Source organism: Nonomuraea salmonea (assembly GCF_042428605.1).
GTDB classification, from domain to species: Bacteria; Actinomycetota; Actinomycetes; order Streptosporangiales; family Streptosporangiaceae; genus Nonomuraea; species Nonomuraea salmonea.
The window spans coordinates 21,165-41,019 of the sequence record NZ_JBHMCF010000014.1 but is presented as its reverse complement, the minus strand read 5'-3'; the positions used below and the strand labels follow the sequence as shown (position 1 = coordinate 41,019).

Here is a 19,855-nt window from a genome sequence, read left to right as displayed (position 1 = left end):
CTTTACCGGCCGAATCGGTAAGGTTTCGGTACCGGACTACTGGGATCGCGTACGTATCCCGGTAGGCACGGCCCTACGTATCCCGCACGAAAGGCTTGGTCGGTTGCTGTACGGCAGGGCGGGCGAGCAGGCCGCGATCGAGGACCTCGTGAACGCCGCACGTACCGGCCGCAGCGGCGGCCTCGTCCTGCGCGGCGAGCCCGGCATCGGCAAATCGGCGTTGCTCGACTGGGCCGCTGAGTACTGCACCGGCATCGGAGTGCGCGTCCTGCGGGTCACCGGCATCGAGGCGGAGGCGGATCTCGCCTTCGCCGGGCTCGTCCAACTGCTCTGGCCGGTCCAGGAACACCTCGATGCCCTGCCCCCGGCACAGGCGGCCGCCTTGCGGGCGGTGCTCGGCTCGGGCGGCTCGGACGGCTTGGGCGGCTTGGGCGGCTCTGGCGCGCGGGACAGGTTCCTGTCCGGGCTGGCCGTGATGACCCTGCTGGCCCAGCTGGCCGACGACGGGCCGCTGCTCTGCCTGGTCGACGACGCGCACTGGCTCGACCCCGCCACCGCCGAAGCACTGCTGTTCGCCGCCCGCCGTCTGACGGAGGAGAAGGTGGCGCTGCTGTTCGCCGCGCGGGAGGAGGGGTTCGCCGCCGCCGGTCTGCCCGAGATCCGCCCGTCGAGGCTGTCGCAGGAGGACGCCGAACGGGTGCTGGCCCACCGGGGCCTGACCCCCGCGGCCCGGGAACAGGTGATCGCCGAGTCCGAGGGGAACCCGCTGGCGCTGATCGAGTTCTCCTCCGAACGCAGGCGCTACCACGCGGCGGCCGGCCCGATCCCGATCGCCGACCGGGTGCTCGCGTCCTTCCGCTCACGCATCGCGCTACTGCCCGACAAGACCCGTCTCATGATGCTGATGATCGCCGCCGAGGGCCGTGGTGACCTGCCGATGCTGCTGAGCGCCGCGGACACGCTCGGAGTCGGGCCGGAGGACCTGGAGGAGGCCGAGAAGGCCGGACTGGTCGAGGTGAGTGCCGCTGCCATCGCCTTCCGCCATCCCCTGGTCCGCACCGCCGCCTACCAGGCCGCACCGCTGGCGCGGCGGATCGCCGTGCACCGGGCACTGGCGGACACGGCCACCGACGACGACTGCAGGCTCCGGCATCGGGCCGCGGCGACGACGTCACCCGACGAGGACCTGGCGGTGGCCTTGACGCGCGCCGGCGAACGGGCTCACGGCCGGGCCGCCTTCGCCGCCGCCGCCGGGCTGTGGGAACAGGCCGCGACCTACACCCCGCGCCCGCGCGACCGGGCCGCCCGGCTGGGCCAGGCGGCGGCGCTGGCGCTGTCGTCCGGCCACGCCGACCACGCCGCCACCCTCGTCGGCCAGGCCGAGGACTTGCTGGACGATCCCACGTCCCTCGTCACGCTGACCGAGGTACGAGCGGCGGTGGAGTTCGAGCGGGGAAAGGGCCGGTCGGCCGCCCGGCTCCTGTTGGAAGGGTGCCCCCCTGCCGACCCGGTGCGCGCCGTGCCCATGCTGCGCACGGCGGCTGGGTACGCCTGGATCTGCGGCGAGGCGGAGGTGATCCGGGGCGCGGCCGCACGGCTGACCGTCATGGGCGCACAGGACCCGATGATCCAGGGACTGGCGCACCTGGTCGACGACGACTACGCGCGCGGCCTGCCGCTGCTGGCACAGTTCGTCGCGGACCCTTTGCCCGACGTCACCGGCCAGGCGCCGGGCAGCCTGCTGGAGGGCGCCACCATCCGGTGGGCCGCCTTCTGCGCGATGGTCATGGCCGACGACGACGCGGCCGCCGCCCTGGCCGGCGCCGAGGTGGCGCGGTTGCGCCGGCAGAGCCTGGTGGGGGCGCTGCCGCAGGTGCTTCAGGATCTGACCGGAGTGCACGTGCAGGCCGGCAGGCACCGTGACGCCGAGGCGTGCATCGCGGAGGCCGTCGAGCTGGCGCGCCACACCGGGATGCACCAGCGTGTGCCGCGGCTGCACTCGGTGCTGGCCAGAGTGGCGGCGATCGAAGGAGACGAGCAACGCTGCGTCCGGCTCGCCGGCGACCAGCCGGACGCCGGAGGCATGACAGGCCTCACCGCACTCTGCCTGCTCGACCTGGGGTACGGACGCTACGACCGGGTGCTGGAGCGGCTCGAGGCCGCGGCTCGAGGACCGCTGCGCCACCTGACGACGCTGGTCACAGCCGGAGCCGAGCAGGTCGAGGCGGCCGTGCGGCTGGGCCGGCCCGAACGGGCCCAGGAGCCCCTGCGCCGCCTGGAAGCCTGGGCACGCGCCGGGAACCAGCCATGGGCCGAGGCGGTCAGCGCCCGCTGCCACGCGCTGCTGAGTGACGACGAGGACGACTATCTGCGCGCCCTGGCCGCGCACCGGCGCACGAACCGGCCTTTCGAACAGGCGCGCACCGAGCTGGTGTACGGGGAGTGGCTGCGCCGGGCCCGACGTCGCACCGACGCCCGCACCCCGCTGCGGGCGGCGCTGCAGACCTTCGAGCGGTTGCGGGCCGCGCCGTGGCGGGCGCGGGCGGAGGCGGAGCTGAAGGCGACAGGAGAGTCCGTGCCGGCAGCCCAGCCGACGGCCGCCGACCCGCTGGACCGGCTCACGCCCCAGGAACTCCAGGTAGTGCGTCTGGCCAGGGACGGGAGCACCAGCAGGGAGATCGCTGCACACCTGTTCCTCAGCCCGCGCACGATCGAGCACCACCTTTACCGGGCCTACCGCAAGCTCGGCATCCGGTCACGCCGGGAGCTGGCCCACCTCGACCTCACCTGAACCACGCCGACATTCGCGCAGCCGCGCTCGCGGATGCGCAGGCGGCGGAAGGCGTGCAGCTGGGTGAAGGTCTGCTCCACGACCCGTCGTTCTCTTGTAGCCGTACTGGCGGTGGTCGCCGTGTGACCTCGGGTGGGCAGGTGGAGGCGGTAGCTGCCGTTATACGCCGTCGGTGACATCGAGGACATGCTGCTCATCGAGGGCGTGGACTGGGAAGCCGTCCGCGCCGTCAAGCCCGGCGAGACCAGCCCGCTGCGCGAGCACACCCGCCTGCCGATCAGCCGGGCCCAGGCCGTGCGCGCCTTCTGCGCCCAGCTCAGCGCCGACTACTCGGTCGAGGTGTGGCCGCACTGGTGGAACGCCGGCGACACCTGGGAGATCGACTGGGAGTACCGCGAAGACGGCCACCCCACCAAGACCGAGGTCGCGGCCGCGCTGGCCGCCCACAGGAACCGGCCCACGAACCGGGCCGTGGTCAACTGCAGGGCGAACCCGAGCCGGTGCTGATCGCCACGGCGGCGCCCGATCAGCTTCCGGTCCGCGTCGTCGAGGAAGAACATCTTCTCCAGCTCGGCCCGCGTCGGTGCCCCTGCGTAGCGGCCGTAGGCGGCCGCCTCGTCATCGCTTACTCAACTAGCATGGGCCCCGAAAGTAGGACTCATCCATCAGTGCGGGCCAGGCTCAAGATCGAACTGTTACGGGGAAACGGCTTCGACGACCCTCTGAGCAGCACGATTCCGCAGGTCAACCGCATCGGAACAGCCATCAACGCCAAGCGGGCCTCTGCGTGCGGCTAAACGAGACTTTTCGTTCGCATGCTGCTCAATCCCCGTGGCTTACGTGTCCTTGGCCTTGGCGTCGGTGAGGGTCTTGTGGACGACGCCGATGGAGACCTCGACGCCGGTGGCGATGGTGCGGATGGATTCGCCGCGTTCGCGGCGGGCGAGGATGGCGGCACGCTTGTCGTCGTCGACCACGGGTCGGCGACCGCCGACGCGGCCGCGTTTGCGGGCGGCTTCGAGGCCGTTCTTGGTCTTGCGGGTGATGTCACGGCGGCGGTCTTCGGCCAGGGCAAGCGCGAGGTCGAGGATGAGGGAGCGTTCGGTGTGCTCGCCGGCCGCGATGCCCTCCAGGACCTTGACGCCGACGCCGCGCTGGAACAGGTCGTTGAGGACGATCAGTCCTTCCAGGAGGTTGCGGCCGAGGCGGTCGACCTCCTGGACGGTGAGCAGGTCGCCGTCGCGGATGTAGGCCAGCGCGTTCAGCAGCGCGGGCCGGTCGTCGGTGACGAGCTTGCCGCTGCTCTTCTCCTCGAAAACCTTCCAGCAGAGGGGTCGAGGGCGTCGTGCTGCCGTTGGATGTTCTGCTTGTCGGTGCTGACCCGGACCAGGCCGATGAGCGCCATCGAGGAGCGCCCTCCGTTCATCAAACGCGTTATGTCAGGTAGCTGAACGCTACTGGAAAATGAACGGCAAGATGAACGCTTCGACGAGGCGCGGGGGCTCGTCCGGACGTGCTCCGGCCGGTGTTCATCAGACGGTCGTTAGATGAACGCCGGGGAATCTCCTTTGATCATGGGAAAACGCTGCCAAGCAGGCCCCGGGCTTGCTCTGCTTGCCCCGGCTTCACCGCCTGGCCCCGCCCAGCGCCTTCGCCTTGGCTGGCTCGAATGGCTCCAGCCGCCACCCCGAGGTGCTCTGGGCGGAACTGTGCGTTCAGTCCAGCAGCTCCAGTGAGTGTCCCTGCAGGCGGCGGGCGGCCGGGGCGGGGTCGGCGGCGGGTAGTTCCATGCGACGCCAAGCGATGAAGCGGTGCTGTCACCGCGCTCTTCGCTCAGGAAGTCGCGAGCAACAAGGCCGTGGTCGTTCCGGTGATCACGGCCAGCACCACGGGCGCCACGGCGTGGGAGCGGTGACGCCGGTGCGTGAAGTCGCGGGCGCGGAGGTGGAATCCCACTGCGCCGATCAGTAGCAGTGTCAGACCGGCCGCGGCCGCGACGGCGAGCGGCTTGAACCAGAGGCCAACTGCGAGCCCGAGTGCGCCGGCGATCTCCAGGGTGCCGATCGATCGGGTCATCGTCGAGCCGACGCCGAGCCTGAGCAGGTTGGCCGTCACGGGATCCCGTAGCAGGACCTTCTGGGCGCCGGCGAGCAGGAAGACGAGAGCGACCAGAGCGCTCAGGATGTTGGCGGCTAGCAACATGAGACAAGCCCTTCCTCAAGAAAATGAACATTCATTCTCTATGGTGTGGAAAGCGAAGTTGTCAAGGGCGAATGTTCGTTCTACGTTGTGGTCTCATGCCACGCATGCCCAAGGAGCACCTCGAAGCCCGCCGCCGTCAGATCCTGGACGCCGCCCGGCGCTGTTTCCTCCGCAACGGCTTCCACGCCACGTCCATGCAGGACGTGCTGACCGAGGCCGAGTTGTCAGCCGGGGCCGTCTACCGCTACTTCAAGAGCAAAGACGACATCATCGCGGCGACTGCCGCTGAAGCTCTCGCCGAGGTGGCATCGGCGTTCGACGTGGACGACGCCACCGCGCCGCCGGATCTGGACAACATCGTCGATCTCGTGCTGGGGGTAGAGCGCCCTCCGCTGTCGGGGTCGCAGGAATCGGCCCAGTTGCTGGTGCAGGTCTGGTCCGAGGCGCTGCGGTCGCCGTCACTGAGCGCAAAACTGAAGGAGGTCATGACGGAGGCCCGTGGCGTAGTCGGCGGCCTCGTCGCGCGGCATCAGCAGCGCGGACTGCTGACCGCCGATGTCCCGGCTGAGCATGTGGCCGATGTCCTGATGGCCCTGGTCGACGGCTTCCTGGTGCAGCGGGCGGTGTATGGCCACGCGGATTCCGTGGCCTTCAGGAACGGCATGCGCGCCCTGATGGCGACACCCACGCAAGTCACACGATAGCGAATGAACATTCGTTCTTGACCGTAGAGGTCGGGTTGTGCTCTTCTAAAAGAACGGTCATTCGTTCTAGGGAGTGTGATTGTGACTGTGGAAGCGGACGTTCTCATCGTTGGTGCGGGGCCGACCGGCCTGGTGCTGGCCATCGACTTGGCACGGCGGGGCGTGATCCCACGGATCATCGACGCCGGGCGCGCAGACCACCGGGAGAGTCGGGCGGTGTCGATCGTGGCCAGATCGCTGGAGATGCTGGACGATCTGGGGCTGGCCCAAGCCGCCATCGAACGAGGCGTCCCGCTGCATACGCTGAACTTCTACCAGGGCACGATGACCTTGGCCGAGATGGACGTGACGGCCGTGGATTCCCCGTTCCCGCTGGACCTGTGCATCCCGCAGTGGCAGACGGTCGCGCTGTTGCGCGAGCGCGCCGAGGAGCTCGGAGTCGTCATCGAATGGGACACCCGCCTGGTTGGCCAGCAGGCTGGCGAGCACGGCGTCAGCGTGGAACTCAGGCATGGGGACGGCCCCGGCGAGCGGTGCGAAACCGGGTGGCTGATCGGCGCCGACGGTGCCCACAGCGCCGTGCGTGAGACGGCGGGCATCACCCGGGAGAGAGCCGACCTGAAGCGGGGGTTCATCCTGGGCGACGTCGCGGTGGACTGGCCGCTCACGCGGGACCGCTTCCATGTCTACTTCGACACCTCTGGCCTGGTGGCCGTCTTCCCCATGATCGGGGGCTACTGGCGCATCCTGGCCAGCACGCCGGACGATCGACCGCCGCAGAGCCCAGGGCTGGACGACTTCGCCGCTTACGTCGCCGAACGCACGCCTTTGGACTCTGGCGTACGCGATCTGCAGTGGAGTTCGTCGTTCGTGGCCCGCGAGAGCCTGGCCGACCGGCTTCGCCAGGGTCGGGTCCTCCTGGCTGGCGACGCCGCGCACAGCCACAGCCCGGTGGGCGGTCAGGGCATGAACACGGGCATGCAGGACGCCTACAACCTGGGCTGGAAACTCGCGCTCGTCGTCACTGGTCGCGCCGAGGAGTCCCTCCTGGACAGCTACGAGGCCGAACGCTGGCCCGTGGTCAAGGCCGTGGTCGACGCGACCTCGACCACCACGAAGGTCGCCACCGGCACCACCCTGGTCGCCCGCAGGGCCAGGCGGCACGCGCTGCGCCTGTTCGGCCGGCTCAATCCCGTGCAGCAGCGGCTGTCGAACGCCTTTGGCGAGCACCTCGTCCACTACCGCGACAGTGACCTCGTCTTTGAACGCTGGCACGAGTCACAGGCCAGGGCGTGGAGTGACGTCGCCTGTACCGGGCCGGAAGCCGGCGAGCTGGTTCGGGACGTCTACGTCGAGAACCGTGAGGGGCCGGTGGCGCTCCGTCACCTCCTCCGGACGCCGGGCCACCACCTCGTCCTGTTCGCGGCGGACACGACGGACTCCGCCACCCTGGCCGCCTGGCAGTCCTCCGCACGCGAGGCGATTGCCGGGCACGGCGAGGTCCATGTCATCACCCGCGGCCACCTGCCGCACGACCCTCTGGACGGAGTCTTCGCGGACCTGCGCAGCGAGGCGCACAACCGCTACGGCGTGCGCCGCCCCAGCCTGTACCTGATCCGCCCGGACAAGTACGTCGGGTACCGCGGCGACAGCGTCGACTTCGCACCCGTGAGCGACTACTTCCGTGCCCTGGGAGTCCGCCCGTAACACCGCATGTGAAGAAGAGGAGCTGGACAACCCCGTGACACAAGAACCGACCGCCCCCGAGAGCCTGACCGGAATCGGCGCGACCGCCCTGGGCGTGGCTCTCCTGCGCGCCCAGGAGAGCAGCCGGCCGGACCGGCTGTTCGACGACCCCTACGCACGGCCCTTCCTCCAGGCAGTCCCCTCGGCGTCCACCCCGTGGGCCGCCGGGCCTTCTCCGGCGACCGCACGTTTCCTGCAGGTCATGGCCGAACAGGTCGCCGTCCGCACTCAGTTCCTCGACCGTGCGCTACTGGATGCCGCCGAACGAGGATGCGAGCAGGTGGTCCTGCTGGGGTCCGGCATGGACGCCCGCGCGTTCAGGCTCGCCTGGCCGCCCGGCACCAAGGTCTTCGAGCTGGACTTCGCCGATGTGCTCGCCTTCAAGGCAGCCGTACTCGACGGCCGCGGCGCGACCGCCGCGTGCCACCGCGTCGAGGTTGCCACCGACCTGCGCCAGGACTGGCCGCGCGCGCTGACGGAGTCCGGCTTCAGCTCGGGCCGGCCGGCCGCCTGGCTGGCCGAGGGCATCCTGTACGCGCTCCCGCCCGACGCCGCCGACCTGCTCCTCGACCGGATCACCACCCTGTCCGCCCCGGCGAGCATGCTCGCCCTGGATCATATGGAGGACTCCGAGCTGCTCCGCAGCGCCCGCGCGGACATCTCCGCCGAGCTCGTCGACCTGTGGCGAGGCGGCCCCACCGAGAACCTGCATGCCTGGCTTATCCGCCGCGGCTGGCAGCCCGCCGTGACAGACATCGCCGAGGCCGCGGCCGCCTGCGAACGGCCGATTCCGCCCGCGTTCGATCCCGCCCGCGCCGACGCCGGCCGGGGCTGGCTGGCCACGGCACACCGCCCGAAACCTCGCGAAGAGGCCCTCGACGTGCCGGCCATCGAGATCGAGTCCGCTCCTTGCCTCAACACCAACTGCCGCGTTCGGGCCCATCGAGCATCTCAAGCAGGATTCTGATCTTCGGGCTGGCCCGACGCCGAGTTTTCGCCGAGGGGGAGCCGCTTGGCGACGTCCAGCCGTACTTCGCCGTAGGGCTGGACGTGCTGCCAGAACAGCGGGGTCAGTCTGCGGTGGTCGGCGGGCCTGAGCAGCGTGGCCCACTCCGGGCCGGCCAGGACGTCCTGCAGCATCAGGGTGTTGATGTACACGAGTGCGGCCTGCAGGATCCGCAGGCACAAGACGCTCATCTCCAGCTCCTCGCGCCGGTTGGTGGCGATGGCGCCGCCCTTGCCGTAGAAAATGACGCTGTTGGCCCCGTGGGAGGACTCCACCACGTTGAGCCCTTCCTGGATCTCCCGCTGGAGTTCCCGCAGCCGGAGATAGCGGGCACGAAAATGGTCTTTTGCGCCCGGCCGACCTCCAGCATGGCCTGGTAGGTCGGATGGGAGGCGGACTCGGTGAACCGGCGCAGGATCGCCTCGGTGGAGGCGGTGCCCTGCTTGATCGCGGTCGCGTATTTGATCATCTGGTCGTAGTTGTGCTCGATCACCTCCCACTTGATCGGCCGGGTCATCGCCGGTGTCAGGCGCGGGTACAGGTCGCTTTCGCCGCTCTCGACCCGGTAGAGCTTGACCTTGTTGATTCGCTTGATGCGCGGGAGCAGGTCAAAGCCCAAGAGCCTGGTCACGCCGAACCCGATCTCGGTCTGGCCGCGGGAATCGACATAGTTGCCCTCGACCTTCATGGTGGTGCCGTGCCGCACGGCACCCTCGATCATCGCGTGCACCTCCGAGGCCGAGGCGCGCAGCGTCTGGGAGTGCACGACCATCGACCCGCGCTCGGTGTTGGTGCCGTACCCGAAGATCGCGAGCATCAGCCTCTCGGCCAAGACCTCGGGGTTGAGGCTGGAACTGCCTACCACGGAGGTGACGGCGTTCAGGCAGCCGGTGCGCAGCACCGCCTCCTTGAGCATGTCGATCAGCGGGACCGAACCCCAGCGCCGGCCCACCTCATTCTTGATCTTTCGCAGGTTCCGCGGCTCCTCCGCCGGGCCGAGCTTCGTCAGCTTGATCGCACCGGACTTGCGCTCGGAGATCGCCACCCAGTCCAGCTTGGGTAACGCGGTGTTATCTCGTACACCATCCGCACCACCCGCCGTCGGCCGCGCTTGTCGTTCTTGAACACCAGGTTCTCCCAGTCGTCGGCGGTGCTGCTCTCGTGGATGAATCCGTCCTGCACCGGCAACTCATCGCGGGCCGCGGTGCCTCCGACACCGATTTCGGATGTGGAGGCACCGGTGCCCGGGTCCGCCTGGAGGTGTTATTCGGGCTCGATGAACTGCATGTCGAGCTGGATCTTGATGGCGTCACCGAGGACGGGCAGGCCGAAGCCGAGACCGAAGTCGCTCCGGCGGATTTCGCCCTTCGCCTCGAAACCGGCGTGCCGCCGTCCGTCTACGGTGGAGAGTTCGACCCCACCGAACTCGACGTCGAAGGTGACGGACCGGCTCACCTCGCCGATGGTGAGGTCGCCCTCCATAGTCCAGTCGTCGCCGTCGCCGTCGATCCTGGTGGAGCGGAACGTCATGGCCGGGCGGTTGGTGACGTCGAGCATGTCCGGGCCAATGACGTGGGCGTCGCGGTCGGCGTTGCCGGTCTCGATCGAGTCGAGTGCGACGGTGGCGGTGACCGCGCAGCCGTCGAGGGCGTCGCCGACGGTGAGGTCCGCCTCGAAGCGCCCGAACTGGCCGCGTACCTTCGAGATGCCGAGATGGCGGATCGTGAAGCCGACCGCCGAGTGGAACGGGTCGAGGGTCCAGTGCCCAGCGGGGAGCGGCAGAGCGGGCATGGTGCTCGTGGTGGTCTTGGAAGCCATGCCCCCAAACCTGGCCCGGCGGCCGGCGCGCAGGAAGGCCGGGCTGAGGCTGGCCCTGACAGGGCGACGATGAGCGCGTCGGGTGCCGGTAGGTTGCGGGTGTGAGCGACAACGAGCTGGGCGCGTTCCTGCGGAGCCGCCGGGAGGCCATCAGTCCCGCCGACGTGGGGCTTCCCGCCGGGTTCCGGCGGCGCACTCCCGGGCTGCGCCGTGCCGAGCTGGCCACCCTCGCGGGGATCAGTGTCGAGTACCTCACACGACTGGAGCAGGGCAGAGACCGGCGTCCGTCCCCACAGGTGCTCGGCGCCTTGGCCGACGCCCTGCAGATGTCCACCGACGAGCGTTTCCACCTCAGGCTCCTGGCGAAGGCGACCGAAGGCGGCAGCTTGTTCGTCTGTCCTTCGGCGCAACCGCCGGTCGTGACCATCCGGCCGACGGTGCAGACGCTGCTCGACAAGCTGGAACCCGCCCCGGCGGTGCTGATCAACCGGATGACGCAGATACTCGCGTACACCACGGGCTTCGAACACCTGGCCCGAGCCACGGGCCTTCTGGACGTGGCCGAGCCCAGCTTCGTCCGGTTCGTGTTCACCGACCCGCGCGCCCGCGACGTCTACCCCGACTGGGACGCCGTCGCGACCCAGCAGGTCGCCACCCTCAAGTACGCGGCCGGTCTGGCCGACCCGCACGTGGCGGCTCTCGCCGACGAGCTGACCGTCACAGCCGGCGGGCCCTTCGCCGAGCGGCTCACGACGCCGGGCGTCCCCGACCGGGCGGGCATCCAGCGCTGGACGCATCCGCAGGCCGGGGAACTGAGCCTCGCGTACGAGGCCCTCGAACTCGCCGACGACCAGCGCCTGATCGCCTACCTTCCGGCGGACGAGACTTCATCGGCCACGCTCGATCGCCTGGCCGGCCGCCACCTCGGCACGCTCCGCGTCGTCAACGGCTGACCGCACGCAGACGTTCGCCTGCCCCGGGTTCCGCCGTTCGCGGGCCGAGCTGTCCTGCTGGTGGATCTGCCCCGGTGGTCGGGTCGGTGAGAGTGACGGGTGCGGTCGAAGCCCTGCCGCATCGGTGGGGTAGTCGGCGAGCAGGAATGCGAACCGCTCGGAACGCACCTGGACGGGGAGGCGCCGGACGCTTGTTGGTGTCAGGAAACCTTCATCTGGCGAACCTCTGCCAGGAGATGCCGACCACCGGCACTGTTTGTGACCAACTTCTAGTGAGAGGCGAAATCGTCGAGCCGGATCGCCGCGGCCGGACGAAGCTGAGGGTTCCGGCAGGTCAGAAGGTTACTGATCATGAGGCTCCTCGTCGAGAGCCTGCGGTGGACATGCGGGGACCTTTCGTGGCCGCAGCGGGCCGAGCAGGCGGATCGCCGCCGTGAAATTCCGGCGGCACCACTCGTGCGACACACCTACCCCTTGTACGTCTTGCATTCTTGTATGACAATATTCCGCGTCTAACAAGTGAGCTTGACGAGAGGTGCGCTGCCGCATGCGAACACCCGACTGGCCCCTGACGGCGACCCGCTGGACGCAACTGACGCTGGCCGAGGACGACCCGGCGCACCTCGACGTCGACTTCTGGACCTCGGTCATGCGGGACAGCAGGTCGAACGCGGTCTGCGTCAGCGCGGGCGGCTACATCGCCTACTACCCGACCCGCATCCCGTACCACCACCGCAGCACCTTCATGGGCGACACCGACCCGTTCGGCGCGCTCGTGGAGGCGGCCAGGGGGCTCGGCATGCACGTCATGGCCAGGGTGGACCCCCACGCCGTGCACGCCGACGCGGCCACGGCCCATCCCGAGTGGCTGGCGTGCGACCAGGAGGGGGCGCCGATCGAGCACTGGTCACATCCCGGCATCTGGCTGACCTGCGCCTTCACCGGCTACCACCGCGAGTTCGTCACCGAGGTGGCCAGGGAGATCGTGCGCGAGTACGACGTGGACGCGATCTTCGCCAACCGGTGGGAGGGCTACTACGGCATCTCCTACAGCGAGGCCGCGCGGCGCTCGTTCCGCGACGACACGGGGTTCGAGCTGCCGAAGCGCGAGCACGACACGACCGACCCGGCCTGGCCCGCGTACGTGGCCTGGCGGCGGCGCCGGCTCAGCGAGCTGGTCTCGATCTGGGACGCGGCGGTCAAGGACCTGCGGCCGCACGCCCGCTTCATCCCCAACCTGGGCGCCTTCGCCGCCCGCGACCTGGAGCCCGAGCTGGTCAAGCGGGTCTACCCGCTGTTCGTGGTGGACAAGCAGGGACGCTCGGGCATCGAGGCGCCGTGGGCGGCCGGCCGGGTGGCCAAGCGCAGCAGAGGCCTGTTCCCCGACCGGCCGGTCGGGCTCATCACCTCGGTCGGGCCCGAGTACCACCAGCACCGGTGGAAGGACTCGGTGGCCCCGCCGGAGGAGGTCCGGACGTGGATCGTGGACGGGTTCGCGCAAGGCGCGTTCCCCTGGTTCACCAAGTTCAACGCCACCGTCTCCGACCCGCGCTGGGTGCCGGCCGTGGTGGACGCGTTCGGGCTGCACGCGAAGCTGGAGCCGGTGCTGGCGCCGATGCCGGTCACGGCCGAGGTGGCGCTGGTCGACCCGAGCAGGGCGGGCCGGATCAGGAGCGGGGCGGCGCACTCCTTCCCCGACGAGGACGGCTTCTACCAGGCCCTGGTCGAGGCGCGGATCCCGTTCGACCTGCTGGCCGACCAGGTGCTGTCGGCCGAGCGGCTGCGGCCGTACAAGGTGCTGGTGCTGGCCAACGCCGAGCAGCTCAGCGACGAGCAGTGCGCGGCCGTCCGCGACTACGTGGCCGCCGGCGGCGGCCTGGTCGCCGCGCACCAGTCCTCCCTGTACGACGAGCACGGCGAGCCCCGGGCCAACTTCGGCCTGGCCGACGTCTTCGGCGCGGACCTGGTCAGCCCGCTCAGAGGCCCGATCAAGAACAACTACATCGCCCTGACCGGCGAGCACCCGGTCAGCGGCGGGTTCGGCCCGGCCGGGCGGATCATCGGCGGCACCCGGCTGCTCGGCGTGGAGGCCAGGCCGGGCACGCAGGTGCCGTTCCGGTTCGTGCCGGACTTTCCCGATCTGCCGATGGAGGAGCTGTACGCCAGGAAGGACCCCGACGCCCCGGCCGTGATCACCAGGGAGGGGCCGGGCCGGGTGGTCTACATCCCGTTCGACCTCGGGGCGATCTTCTGGGAGACGCTCCAGGCCGATCACGGCCGGCTGATCGCCAACGCGGTGCGCTGGGCGCTCGGCGGCGAGCCCGAGGCCACCGTACGCGGCCCGGGGCTGGTCGACCTGGCCGTGCGCCGCGACGAGCACAGTCTCGCGGTCACCGTGGTCAACCTGACCAACCCCATGGCCATGCGCGGCGCCATCAGGGAGACCATCCCGCTGCCGCCGCAGACAGTCTCCGTCGCGCTGCCGCCGGACGCGGCGGGGGCCACGGCCCGGCTGCTGGTGGACGGGAGCGAGGCCCCCGTCGCCGTCCGCGACGGCCGGGCCGAGGTGGAGCTGACCGGTGCCGGGCTCATCGAGGTCGTGCACCTGACCTGGGAGCCGAGGTGAGCCGGGTCTGGTGGCGCGAGCCGTTCCGGATGTTCCAGACCAACCTCCGCGAGGTGGACGCCGGGCTGGACGTCGAGCGGGTGCTGGACCAGTTGGAGGAGTTCGGCGCGAACGCCTGGCTGATCAGCGTCGGCGGCATCCTGTCGAACTATCCGACCGGCCTGGACTTCCAGACGCGCAACCCGCACCTGGCCGAGCGCCCGTCCGGCGACCTGATCGGCGACGCGGTGGCGGCGGCCCGGAGCAGGGGCGTGCGCGTGCTGGCCAGGATGGACTTCTCCAAGATCGACCACCGGCGGGCCGAGCGGCATCCCGAGTGGTGCTTCGTCTCGCCCGCCGGCGAGCGGCAGGTCTACAACGGCCTCACCAGCGTGTGCCCGAGCGGCGACTACTACCAGGTCAAGCTGTTCGAGGTGATCGGGGAGGTGCTCGACCGCTACGAGATCGACGGCTTCTTCCTCAACTGGATGTCGTTCAACGAAGTGGACTACAGCCGCAGATACTGGGGCGTCTGCCACTGCCTCGCCTGCGCCCGCCGCTACGACGGTGAGCTGCCGGAACGGGCCGACGCCCGGTGGCGCGCGTTCACGCGTGCGACGCTGGACGACCTGCACGCCAGGATCCGGGCCGAGATCGCCGGGCGCAGGCCCGAAGCGGCGCTCATCCTGGGCGAGCACGCCGACATCGTCTTCCACGAGGCGAACAACGCCGTCGGCCGGCCCCTGTGGCACCACAGGACCAGCGAGCACGTCAGCGCGGCCAAGTCGTACCGGCCCGAGGTGCCGGTGCTGGTCAACTCGGTGGGGTTCGTGGACATGCCGTACCGGATGGCGGGGGAGGAGCCTCACCATTTCGCCCAGTATCTGCTGCAGGCGATCTCGCGGGGGGCGATCCCGTCCACGTACATCATGGGGACGCCGGACGACAGCTCGTACGAGTGCCTGGAGATCGCCGGCGAGCTGACCCGGTTCCACCGCGACCACGCCGAGGTCTACCGGGACCTCGTCTCCGAGGCGCGCACGCTGCTGGTCCGCCCCGAAGGGGAGCGGGCCGAGTTCCAGGGGCTCTACCTGGCGCTGCTGGAGCGGCACGTGCCCTTCGACGTGCTGCCCGAGGAGAAGCTGGCGGCGAGCGACCTGTCCAGGTACGAGCTGGTCGTGCTGCCCGACGCCGGCGAGCTGAGCCGTCCCGGCGTGCTGGACGCCTACGCCGAGGCGGGCGGCACCGTGCTGGCGACCGGGTCGAGCGACGCCGGGCTCGCCTGCCTGCCCGTCGCCCGCCGGCTGGCCGCGTACACGACGGAGGAGTCCGTCCGCTCGCTGCACCTGCGCGGTGACCGCGGCATGGTGCCGGTGATCGGCGCCTTCCACGTGGTCGAGCCCGCGCCGGGAGCGGAGACGGGCCTGCCCGCGCTCTCCAGGGCCAGGTACGGCCCGCCGGAGAAGTGTCACGGCCATCTGGAGACCGGCCATCCCGGCTGGCTGAGCGCCCCCTACGGCCGGGGGAGAGGCGTGCTGATGCCGTGGACGGTCGGGCGCGGCTACCGGGAGACCGGGCTGAGCGCCCATCGCGACCTGTTCGCCGACCGCCTGCCCGCCGGCCTCGCCGTCGGGACGGGGCTGCCCGAGCAGGCGGAGATCGTGCCCGCCCGCGCCGGGGACCTCCGGGTGATCCATCTGCTGAACCGCTCGGGCGACGCCGACCAGCGCTTCCGCCGCCCGCTGCCGATCGCGGAATCGTGGCTCGACCTGCCCTGGCCGGGCGAGTGGGAGGCGCACGCGCTGCGCGCGGACCGCCCCCTGGAGGTGGACGGCGGCCGGGTGCGGCTGCCGGAGATCGGCCTCTTCGAAGTCGTGAAATTGTCAAACAAGTATTCATGACCTATTGACGGTCTCGTTAGACAAATGAACACTGGACCATCACCGGGGTAGCCGGTCCCCTGTGAGAACGACGGGAGAACAACGTGATGAGCGGACTGGATCGGCGGGGGTTTCTGAAGCTGGCGGCGGCCGGGGCACTGGGGGCCGGCCTGACGGCGTGCGGCGCCGGCGACTCGGGCGGCGGTGACGGCACCACGCTGCGGTACGCGTGGTGGGGCAACAACGTCCGGCAGCAGAACTACACGAAGGCACTCAAGGAGTTCATGGCCAAGAACCCGGGCATCCAGGTCGAACCGGAGTTCGCCGACTACACCGCCTTCCAGGAGCGCATGACCACCCAGATGGCCGCCCGCGACGTGGCCGACATCTTCTGGATCGCCTCGGCGCAGGTCATGACGTACCACAAGAGCAACATCTACCGGCGCCTCGACGAGGTGCCCAGCGTCGACCTGGCCGACTACTCCAAGGAGGAGCTGGAGTCGTTCAAGCTGGACGGGCAGCTCAACACCATGCCGATCGGCATCTTCGTCCCCGTCTTCCGCTACAACGAGACGTTCGCCGAGGAGGACGGCGTCAAGCTGCCGCCGGCCGACGCCGACTGGGACGCCTGGTCGGAGTTCCTCATCGACTACTCCAAGGACAACCCGAAGCAGCGCAAGGGCCTGCCGTACGAGGCCGACGCCGACATGGTGTTCGAGGCCTGGCTGCGCCAGCGCGGCGAACTGCTCTGGAGCGAGGACGGCAACCCCGGCTTCACCGCCGACAGCGTCCGGGCCTGGTTCGACTGGTGGGACAAGATGCAGAAGGCCGGCGCGGTGCTGACGCTGAGCGAGCAGGAGGGCATGGGCCCCGACTGGGCCCTGGTCGGCAAGAAGGTGCTGGCCAAGGTCGGCAACTCCAACCACATCATCGACGACGCCAAGATGTTCCCCGACTACTCCTTCAAGCTGCGCAGCGTTCCCGTGGCCAAGGACGCGCAGGCCGGGCACCCGTTCCTCTACTACCCCCGGATGGCCATCTACCAGGGCATCGACGACGACAAGCTGGAGGCCGCGGGCAAGCTCATCAGCTACAACACCAACGACCCCGCGATGATCAAGACCGTCGGCCTCACCATGGGCGCGCCGGTCAACCCCAAGGTCTTCGAGCAGACGCTGGCCGCCGCGCAGGGCGACGACAAGGAGTCGCTCGACGCCGTACAGGTCAGCCGCAAGGCCGAGCGCCGCCCCCGCTTCGAGGCGCCCCCCGGCACCAGCACCTGGCGCACCGCCATGGGCAGGGTCGCCGAGGAGATCTCACTCGGCCGCCTGAGCACCGCCGACGGCGCCCAACGACTGCTCGACGAGATCTCGGCCGGCATCGCCCGCGCCAAGTAGGAATCCCCATGTCGAAGCTCCATCGTCAGGGCGGCGCCGCACACGTCTTCCTGATCCCCTGGTGGCTGGGCCTCGTCCTGGTCACGGCCGTACCTCTGATCGCCTCCCTCTACCTGGCCTTCACCGACTACAACATCCTCAGCTCGCCGAAGTTCAACGGCCTGGAGAACTTCGAGCGCATGTTCCAGGACGACTACTTCTGGGCCGCCGTCCGCGTGACCGCGGTCTACGTCGTCGTCTCCATCCCGCTGCAACTCGGCTTCGCGCTGCTGCTCGCCCTGATCCTCGACCGCGGCCTGCGCGGCCTGGCCTTCTACCGCAGCGCCTTCTACCTGCCCTCGCTGCTCGGCACCGGCGTCGCCGTGGCCATCCTGTGGCGGCAGATCTTCGGCGACAACGGCCTGGTCGACCGGGCGCTGTCACTCTTCGGCCTCGAACTCGGGAGCTGGCTGCAGAACCCCAGCCTGTCGCTGTCCACCCTGATCGTGCTGAACGTCTGGACCTTCGGCTCACCCATGGTGATCTTCCTGGCCGGACTGCGCCAGATCCCCGAGGAGCTGTACGAGGCCGTCAAGGTGGACGGCGCCGGAATCGTGCGCCAGTTCACCGCGGTCACGATCCCCCTGCTCACCCCGATCATCTTCTTCAACCTGATCCTGCAGACGATCGGCGCGTTCCAGACCTTCACCCAGGCCCACGTCGTCAGCGGCGGCACCGGAGGCCCCGCCAACTCGACGCTGTTCTACACGCTCTACATCTACCAGCAGGGATTCACGAACTTCGACATGGGCTACGCCTCCGCGCTGGCCTGGGTGCTGATGGCGGCCATCGGCCTGGTGACCGCCGTGCACTTCGTCCTGTCGAGGTACTGGGTCTTCTACGGAGACGACTGATGACGACCGCGACGACCTCGCTCGACTCCTCGCGCGCCCGCACCACGGCGGCCCTGCGCCGGCGCGGGCGCCGGGACCTGCTCAAGCACCTCGGCCTGGGCGTCTTCGTGCTGCTGATGCTCTATCCGCTGATCTGGATGATCGTCAGCTCGCTCAAGCCCGACCACCTCATCCTGACCGAGCCGGGACTCATCCCCAGCGAGATCACCTTCGACAACTTCGTCGCGGGCTGGAACGCGCTCAACCGGCCGTTCACCGTCTTCTTCCTCAACTCGCTGCTGGTCACCGTCGGCTCGATCATCGGCAACCTGTTCTCCTGCTCCCTGACCGCGTACGCGCTGGCCCGGCTGGAGTTCAGGATGCGCGGGGTCTATCTGGGCATCACGCTGCTGTCGGTGATGCTGCCGATGCACGTGCTGGTGATCCCGCAGTACATCTTCTTCTCGCAGCTCGACCTGGTGAACACCTACTATCCGCTGCTCATCCCGAAGTTCCTGGCCACCGACGCGTTCTTCATCTATCTGATGGTCCAGTTCATCAGGACGATCCCGCGTGACCTGGACCGCGCCGCCTGGATCGACGGCTCGGGCCCGTTCCGCACCTTCTGGTACGTGATCCTCCCGCTGATGCGGCCCGCCCTGGTCACCACCACGATCTTCACCTTCATCTGGACCTGGAACGACTTCTTCGTCCCGCTGATCTATCTCACCTCGCCGAAGATGTTCACTGTGCCGGTGGCGCTGAACTCCATGGTCGACTCCGAGACGCAGGGCGGTGTGGGCATGTTGTTCGCGATGTCGCTGGTGTCGCTGCTGCCGGTGCTCATCTTCTTCGCCATCGCCCAGAAACACCTCATCCGCGGCATCGCCACCACGGGGCTCAAATGAGAATCATCATCACCGGCGACCACGACGAGCTCGCCCGCCGCCGCATCCGCAGGGCGGCCGGTGCCGCGCACGTCGAGTTCGCCGCCGACCCGGGCGACGGCATCGAGCTGGCCGACGCCGTCGTCGGAAAGGTGCCCGAGCCGCTGCTGGCCAAGGCGGGCCGGCTGCGCTGGGTGCACAGCCCGGCGGCGGGCGTGGACGGCATCCTGTCCGAGGGGCTGCTGGCGAGCGACGTCACGCTCACCTCCGCCACCGGCAACGGCGCGATCCCGCTGGCCGAGCACGCGATGCTGCTGCTCCTCATGCTCGACAGGGACGTGCCGCGCTGGCTGCGCGCCCAGTCCGAGCGCCGCTGGGAGCGCTACACGCACGGCGAGCTGGCCGGCAAGACCATCGGCCTGTACGGGCTCGGCCACGCGGGCCTCGACCTGGCCGCCAAGGCGAAGGCGTTCCACATGCGGGTGCTGGGCGTGCGCAGGAAGGACGCCCCCGCGCCCGGCGTGGACGAGCTGCTCGGCCAGGACGAGTTCCCGCGCCTGCTGGCCGAGTCGGACTACGTGGTGGTCACCGCGCCGCTCACCCCCGTCACCGCGGGACGGTTCGGCCGGGCGGAGTTCGCCGCGATGAAGCCCACGGCCTGCTTCGTCTGCGTCTCACGCGGCGGCATCGCCGACGACGACGCCCTGCTGGACGCGCTGCGCCGGGGCGAGATCGCCGGCGCGGGCCTGGACGCCCACGGCGTGGAGCCGCTGCCGCCGGCCAGCCCGTTCTGGTCGCTGCCGAACGTCATCGTCACCCCGCACAACGGCGCCACCACCCGCGAGACCGCGGGCCGCGGCCTGGACATCCTGCTGGACAACCTGGGCCGTTTCGTCAGGGGCGAGCCGCTGCGCAACGTCGTCGACAAGGCCGCCGGCTACTGAGGTTCAGAGTATACTTGTCTGACGATTTTGCCTTTTCTGGGAGGAGTTCC

15 protein-coding genes and 1 pseudogene are annotated in these 19,855 nt (G+C 69.6%); 11 read left to right on the top strand and 5 right to left on the bottom strand.

Features of this window, described 5'->3' with window-relative positions; genetic code table 11:
- Positions 1-103: 103 nt before the first annotated feature.
- Positions 104-2,791, top strand: coding sequence for an ATP-binding protein (locus ACFFR3_RS19230; RefSeq protein ID WP_379483558.1), 2,688 nt, complete (start codon positions 104-106; stop codon positions 2,789-2,791).
- Positions 2,792-3,117: 326 nt separating this feature from the next.
- Here the strand turns inward: ACFFR3_RS19230 and ACFFR3_RS19225 are convergent, their stop codons facing one another.
- The 3 genes from ACFFR3_RS19225 to ACFFR3_RS19215 all read right to left on the bottom strand — a co-directional run bounded on the left by ACFFR3_RS19225 (position 3,118) and on the right by ACFFR3_RS19215 (position 4,993).
- Positions 3,118-3,360 (bottom strand): DUF4158 domain-containing protein, encoded by a 243-nt coding sequence (locus ACFFR3_RS19225; protein WP_379483592.1) that lies wholly within the window; start codon positions 3,358-3,360, stop codon positions 3,118-3,120.
- A gap of 267 nt (positions 3,361-3,627) precedes the next feature.
- Positions 3,628-4,059: a recombinase family protein gene (locus ACFFR3_RS19220; protein WP_379483591.1), complete on the bottom strand. Its 432-nt coding sequence runs from the start codon at positions 4,057-4,059 to the stop codon at positions 3,628-3,630.
- Positions 4,060-4,624: 565 nt separating this feature from the next.
- Entirely contained in the window at positions 4,625-4,993 is a 369-nt protein-coding gene (locus ACFFR3_RS19215; RefSeq protein WP_345408566.1) for a DoxX family protein, read from the bottom strand.
- A 104-nt stretch (positions 4,994-5,097) separates the two neighbouring features.
- Here ACFFR3_RS19215 and ACFFR3_RS19210 point away from each other — a divergent pair, with 104 nt between their 5' ends.
- From ACFFR3_RS19210 to ACFFR3_RS19200, 3 genes are all read left to right on the top strand, one after another.
- Positions 5,098-5,697: a TetR/AcrR family transcriptional regulator gene (locus ACFFR3_RS19210; RefSeq protein ID WP_345408564.1), complete on the top strand. Its 600-nt coding sequence runs from the start codon at positions 5,098-5,100 to the stop codon at positions 5,695-5,697.
- An 81-nt stretch (positions 5,698-5,778) separates the two neighbouring features.
- Entirely contained in the window at positions 5,779-7,404 is a 1,626-nt protein-coding gene (locus ACFFR3_RS19205; protein ID WP_379483557.1) for an FAD-dependent monooxygenase, read from the top strand.
- Positions 7,405-7,438: 34 nt separating this feature from the next.
- Positions 7,439-8,410: an SAM-dependent methyltransferase gene (locus tag ACFFR3_RS19200; protein WP_379483556.1), complete on the top strand. Its 972-nt coding sequence runs from the start codon at positions 7,439-7,441 to the stop codon at positions 8,408-8,410.
- On the opposite strand, the pseudogene ACFFR3_RS19195 reads toward ACFFR3_RS19200, so the two are convergent.
- Together ACFFR3_RS19195 and ACFFR3_RS19190 are read right to left on the bottom strand one after the other, a co-directional pair.
- Positions 8,395-9,170: pseudogene (locus tag ACFFR3_RS19195) on the bottom strand (Tn3 family transposase). The gene ACFFR3_RS19200 and the pseudogene ACFFR3_RS19195 overlap by 16 nt on opposite strands.
- Before the next feature lie 542 nt (positions 9,171-9,712).
- Positions 9,713-10,267 carry a YceI family protein gene (locus tag ACFFR3_RS19190; RefSeq protein WP_345408560.1) on the bottom strand — a complete coding sequence of 185 codons (555 nt, stop codon included), beginning with the start codon at positions 10,265-10,267 and terminating at the stop codon, positions 9,713-9,715.
- A 101-nt stretch (positions 10,268-10,368) separates the two neighbouring features.
- Here ACFFR3_RS19190 and ACFFR3_RS19185 point away from each other — a divergent pair, with 101 nt between their 5' ends.
- From ACFFR3_RS19185 to ACFFR3_RS19155, 7 genes are all read left to right on the top strand, one after another.
- Positions 10,369-11,220, top strand: coding sequence for a helix-turn-helix domain-containing protein (locus tag ACFFR3_RS19185; RefSeq protein WP_345408558.1), 852 nt, complete (start codon positions 10,369-10,371; stop codon positions 11,218-11,220).
- Between the two features lie 547 nt (positions 11,221-11,767).
- Positions 11,768-13,846, top strand: coding sequence for a family 10 glycosylhydrolase (locus tag ACFFR3_RS19180; protein ID WP_379483555.1), 2,079 nt, complete (start codon positions 11,768-11,770; stop codon positions 13,844-13,846).
- Positions 13,843-15,726, top strand: coding sequence for a hypothetical protein (locus ACFFR3_RS19175; protein WP_379483554.1), 1,884 nt, complete (start codon positions 13,843-13,845; stop codon positions 15,724-15,726). The genes ACFFR3_RS19180 and ACFFR3_RS19175 overlap by 4 nt, the downstream gene beginning before the upstream one ends.
- 86 nt (positions 15,727-15,812) lie before the next feature.
- Positions 15,813-17,102 carry an ABC transporter substrate-binding protein gene (locus ACFFR3_RS19170; RefSeq protein ID WP_364385676.1) on the top strand — a complete coding sequence of 430 codons (1,290 nt, stop codon included), beginning with the start codon at positions 15,813-15,815 and terminating at the stop codon, positions 17,100-17,102.
- An 8-nt stretch (positions 17,103-17,110) separates the two neighbouring features.
- The gene (locus ACFFR3_RS19165) at positions 17,111-17,995 is read left to right on the top strand and encodes a carbohydrate ABC transporter permease (protein WP_379483553.1); all 885 of its coding nucleotides are present in this window, start codon (positions 17,111-17,113) and stop codon (positions 17,993-17,995) included.
- On the top strand, positions 17,995-18,882 hold the full coding sequence (locus ACFFR3_RS19160; protein WP_345408550.1) for a carbohydrate ABC transporter permease: 888 nt from the start codon (positions 17,995-17,997) through the stop codon (positions 18,880-18,882). Before ACFFR3_RS19165 ends, ACFFR3_RS19160 begins: the two co-directional genes overlap by 1 nt.
- Positions 18,879-19,805: a D-2-hydroxyacid dehydrogenase gene (locus tag ACFFR3_RS19155; RefSeq protein WP_364385670.1), complete on the top strand. Its 927-nt coding sequence runs from the start codon at positions 18,879-18,881 to the stop codon at positions 19,803-19,805. The genes ACFFR3_RS19160 and ACFFR3_RS19155 overlap by 4 nt, the downstream gene beginning before the upstream one ends.
- Positions 19,806-19,855 lie beyond the last annotated feature (50 nt).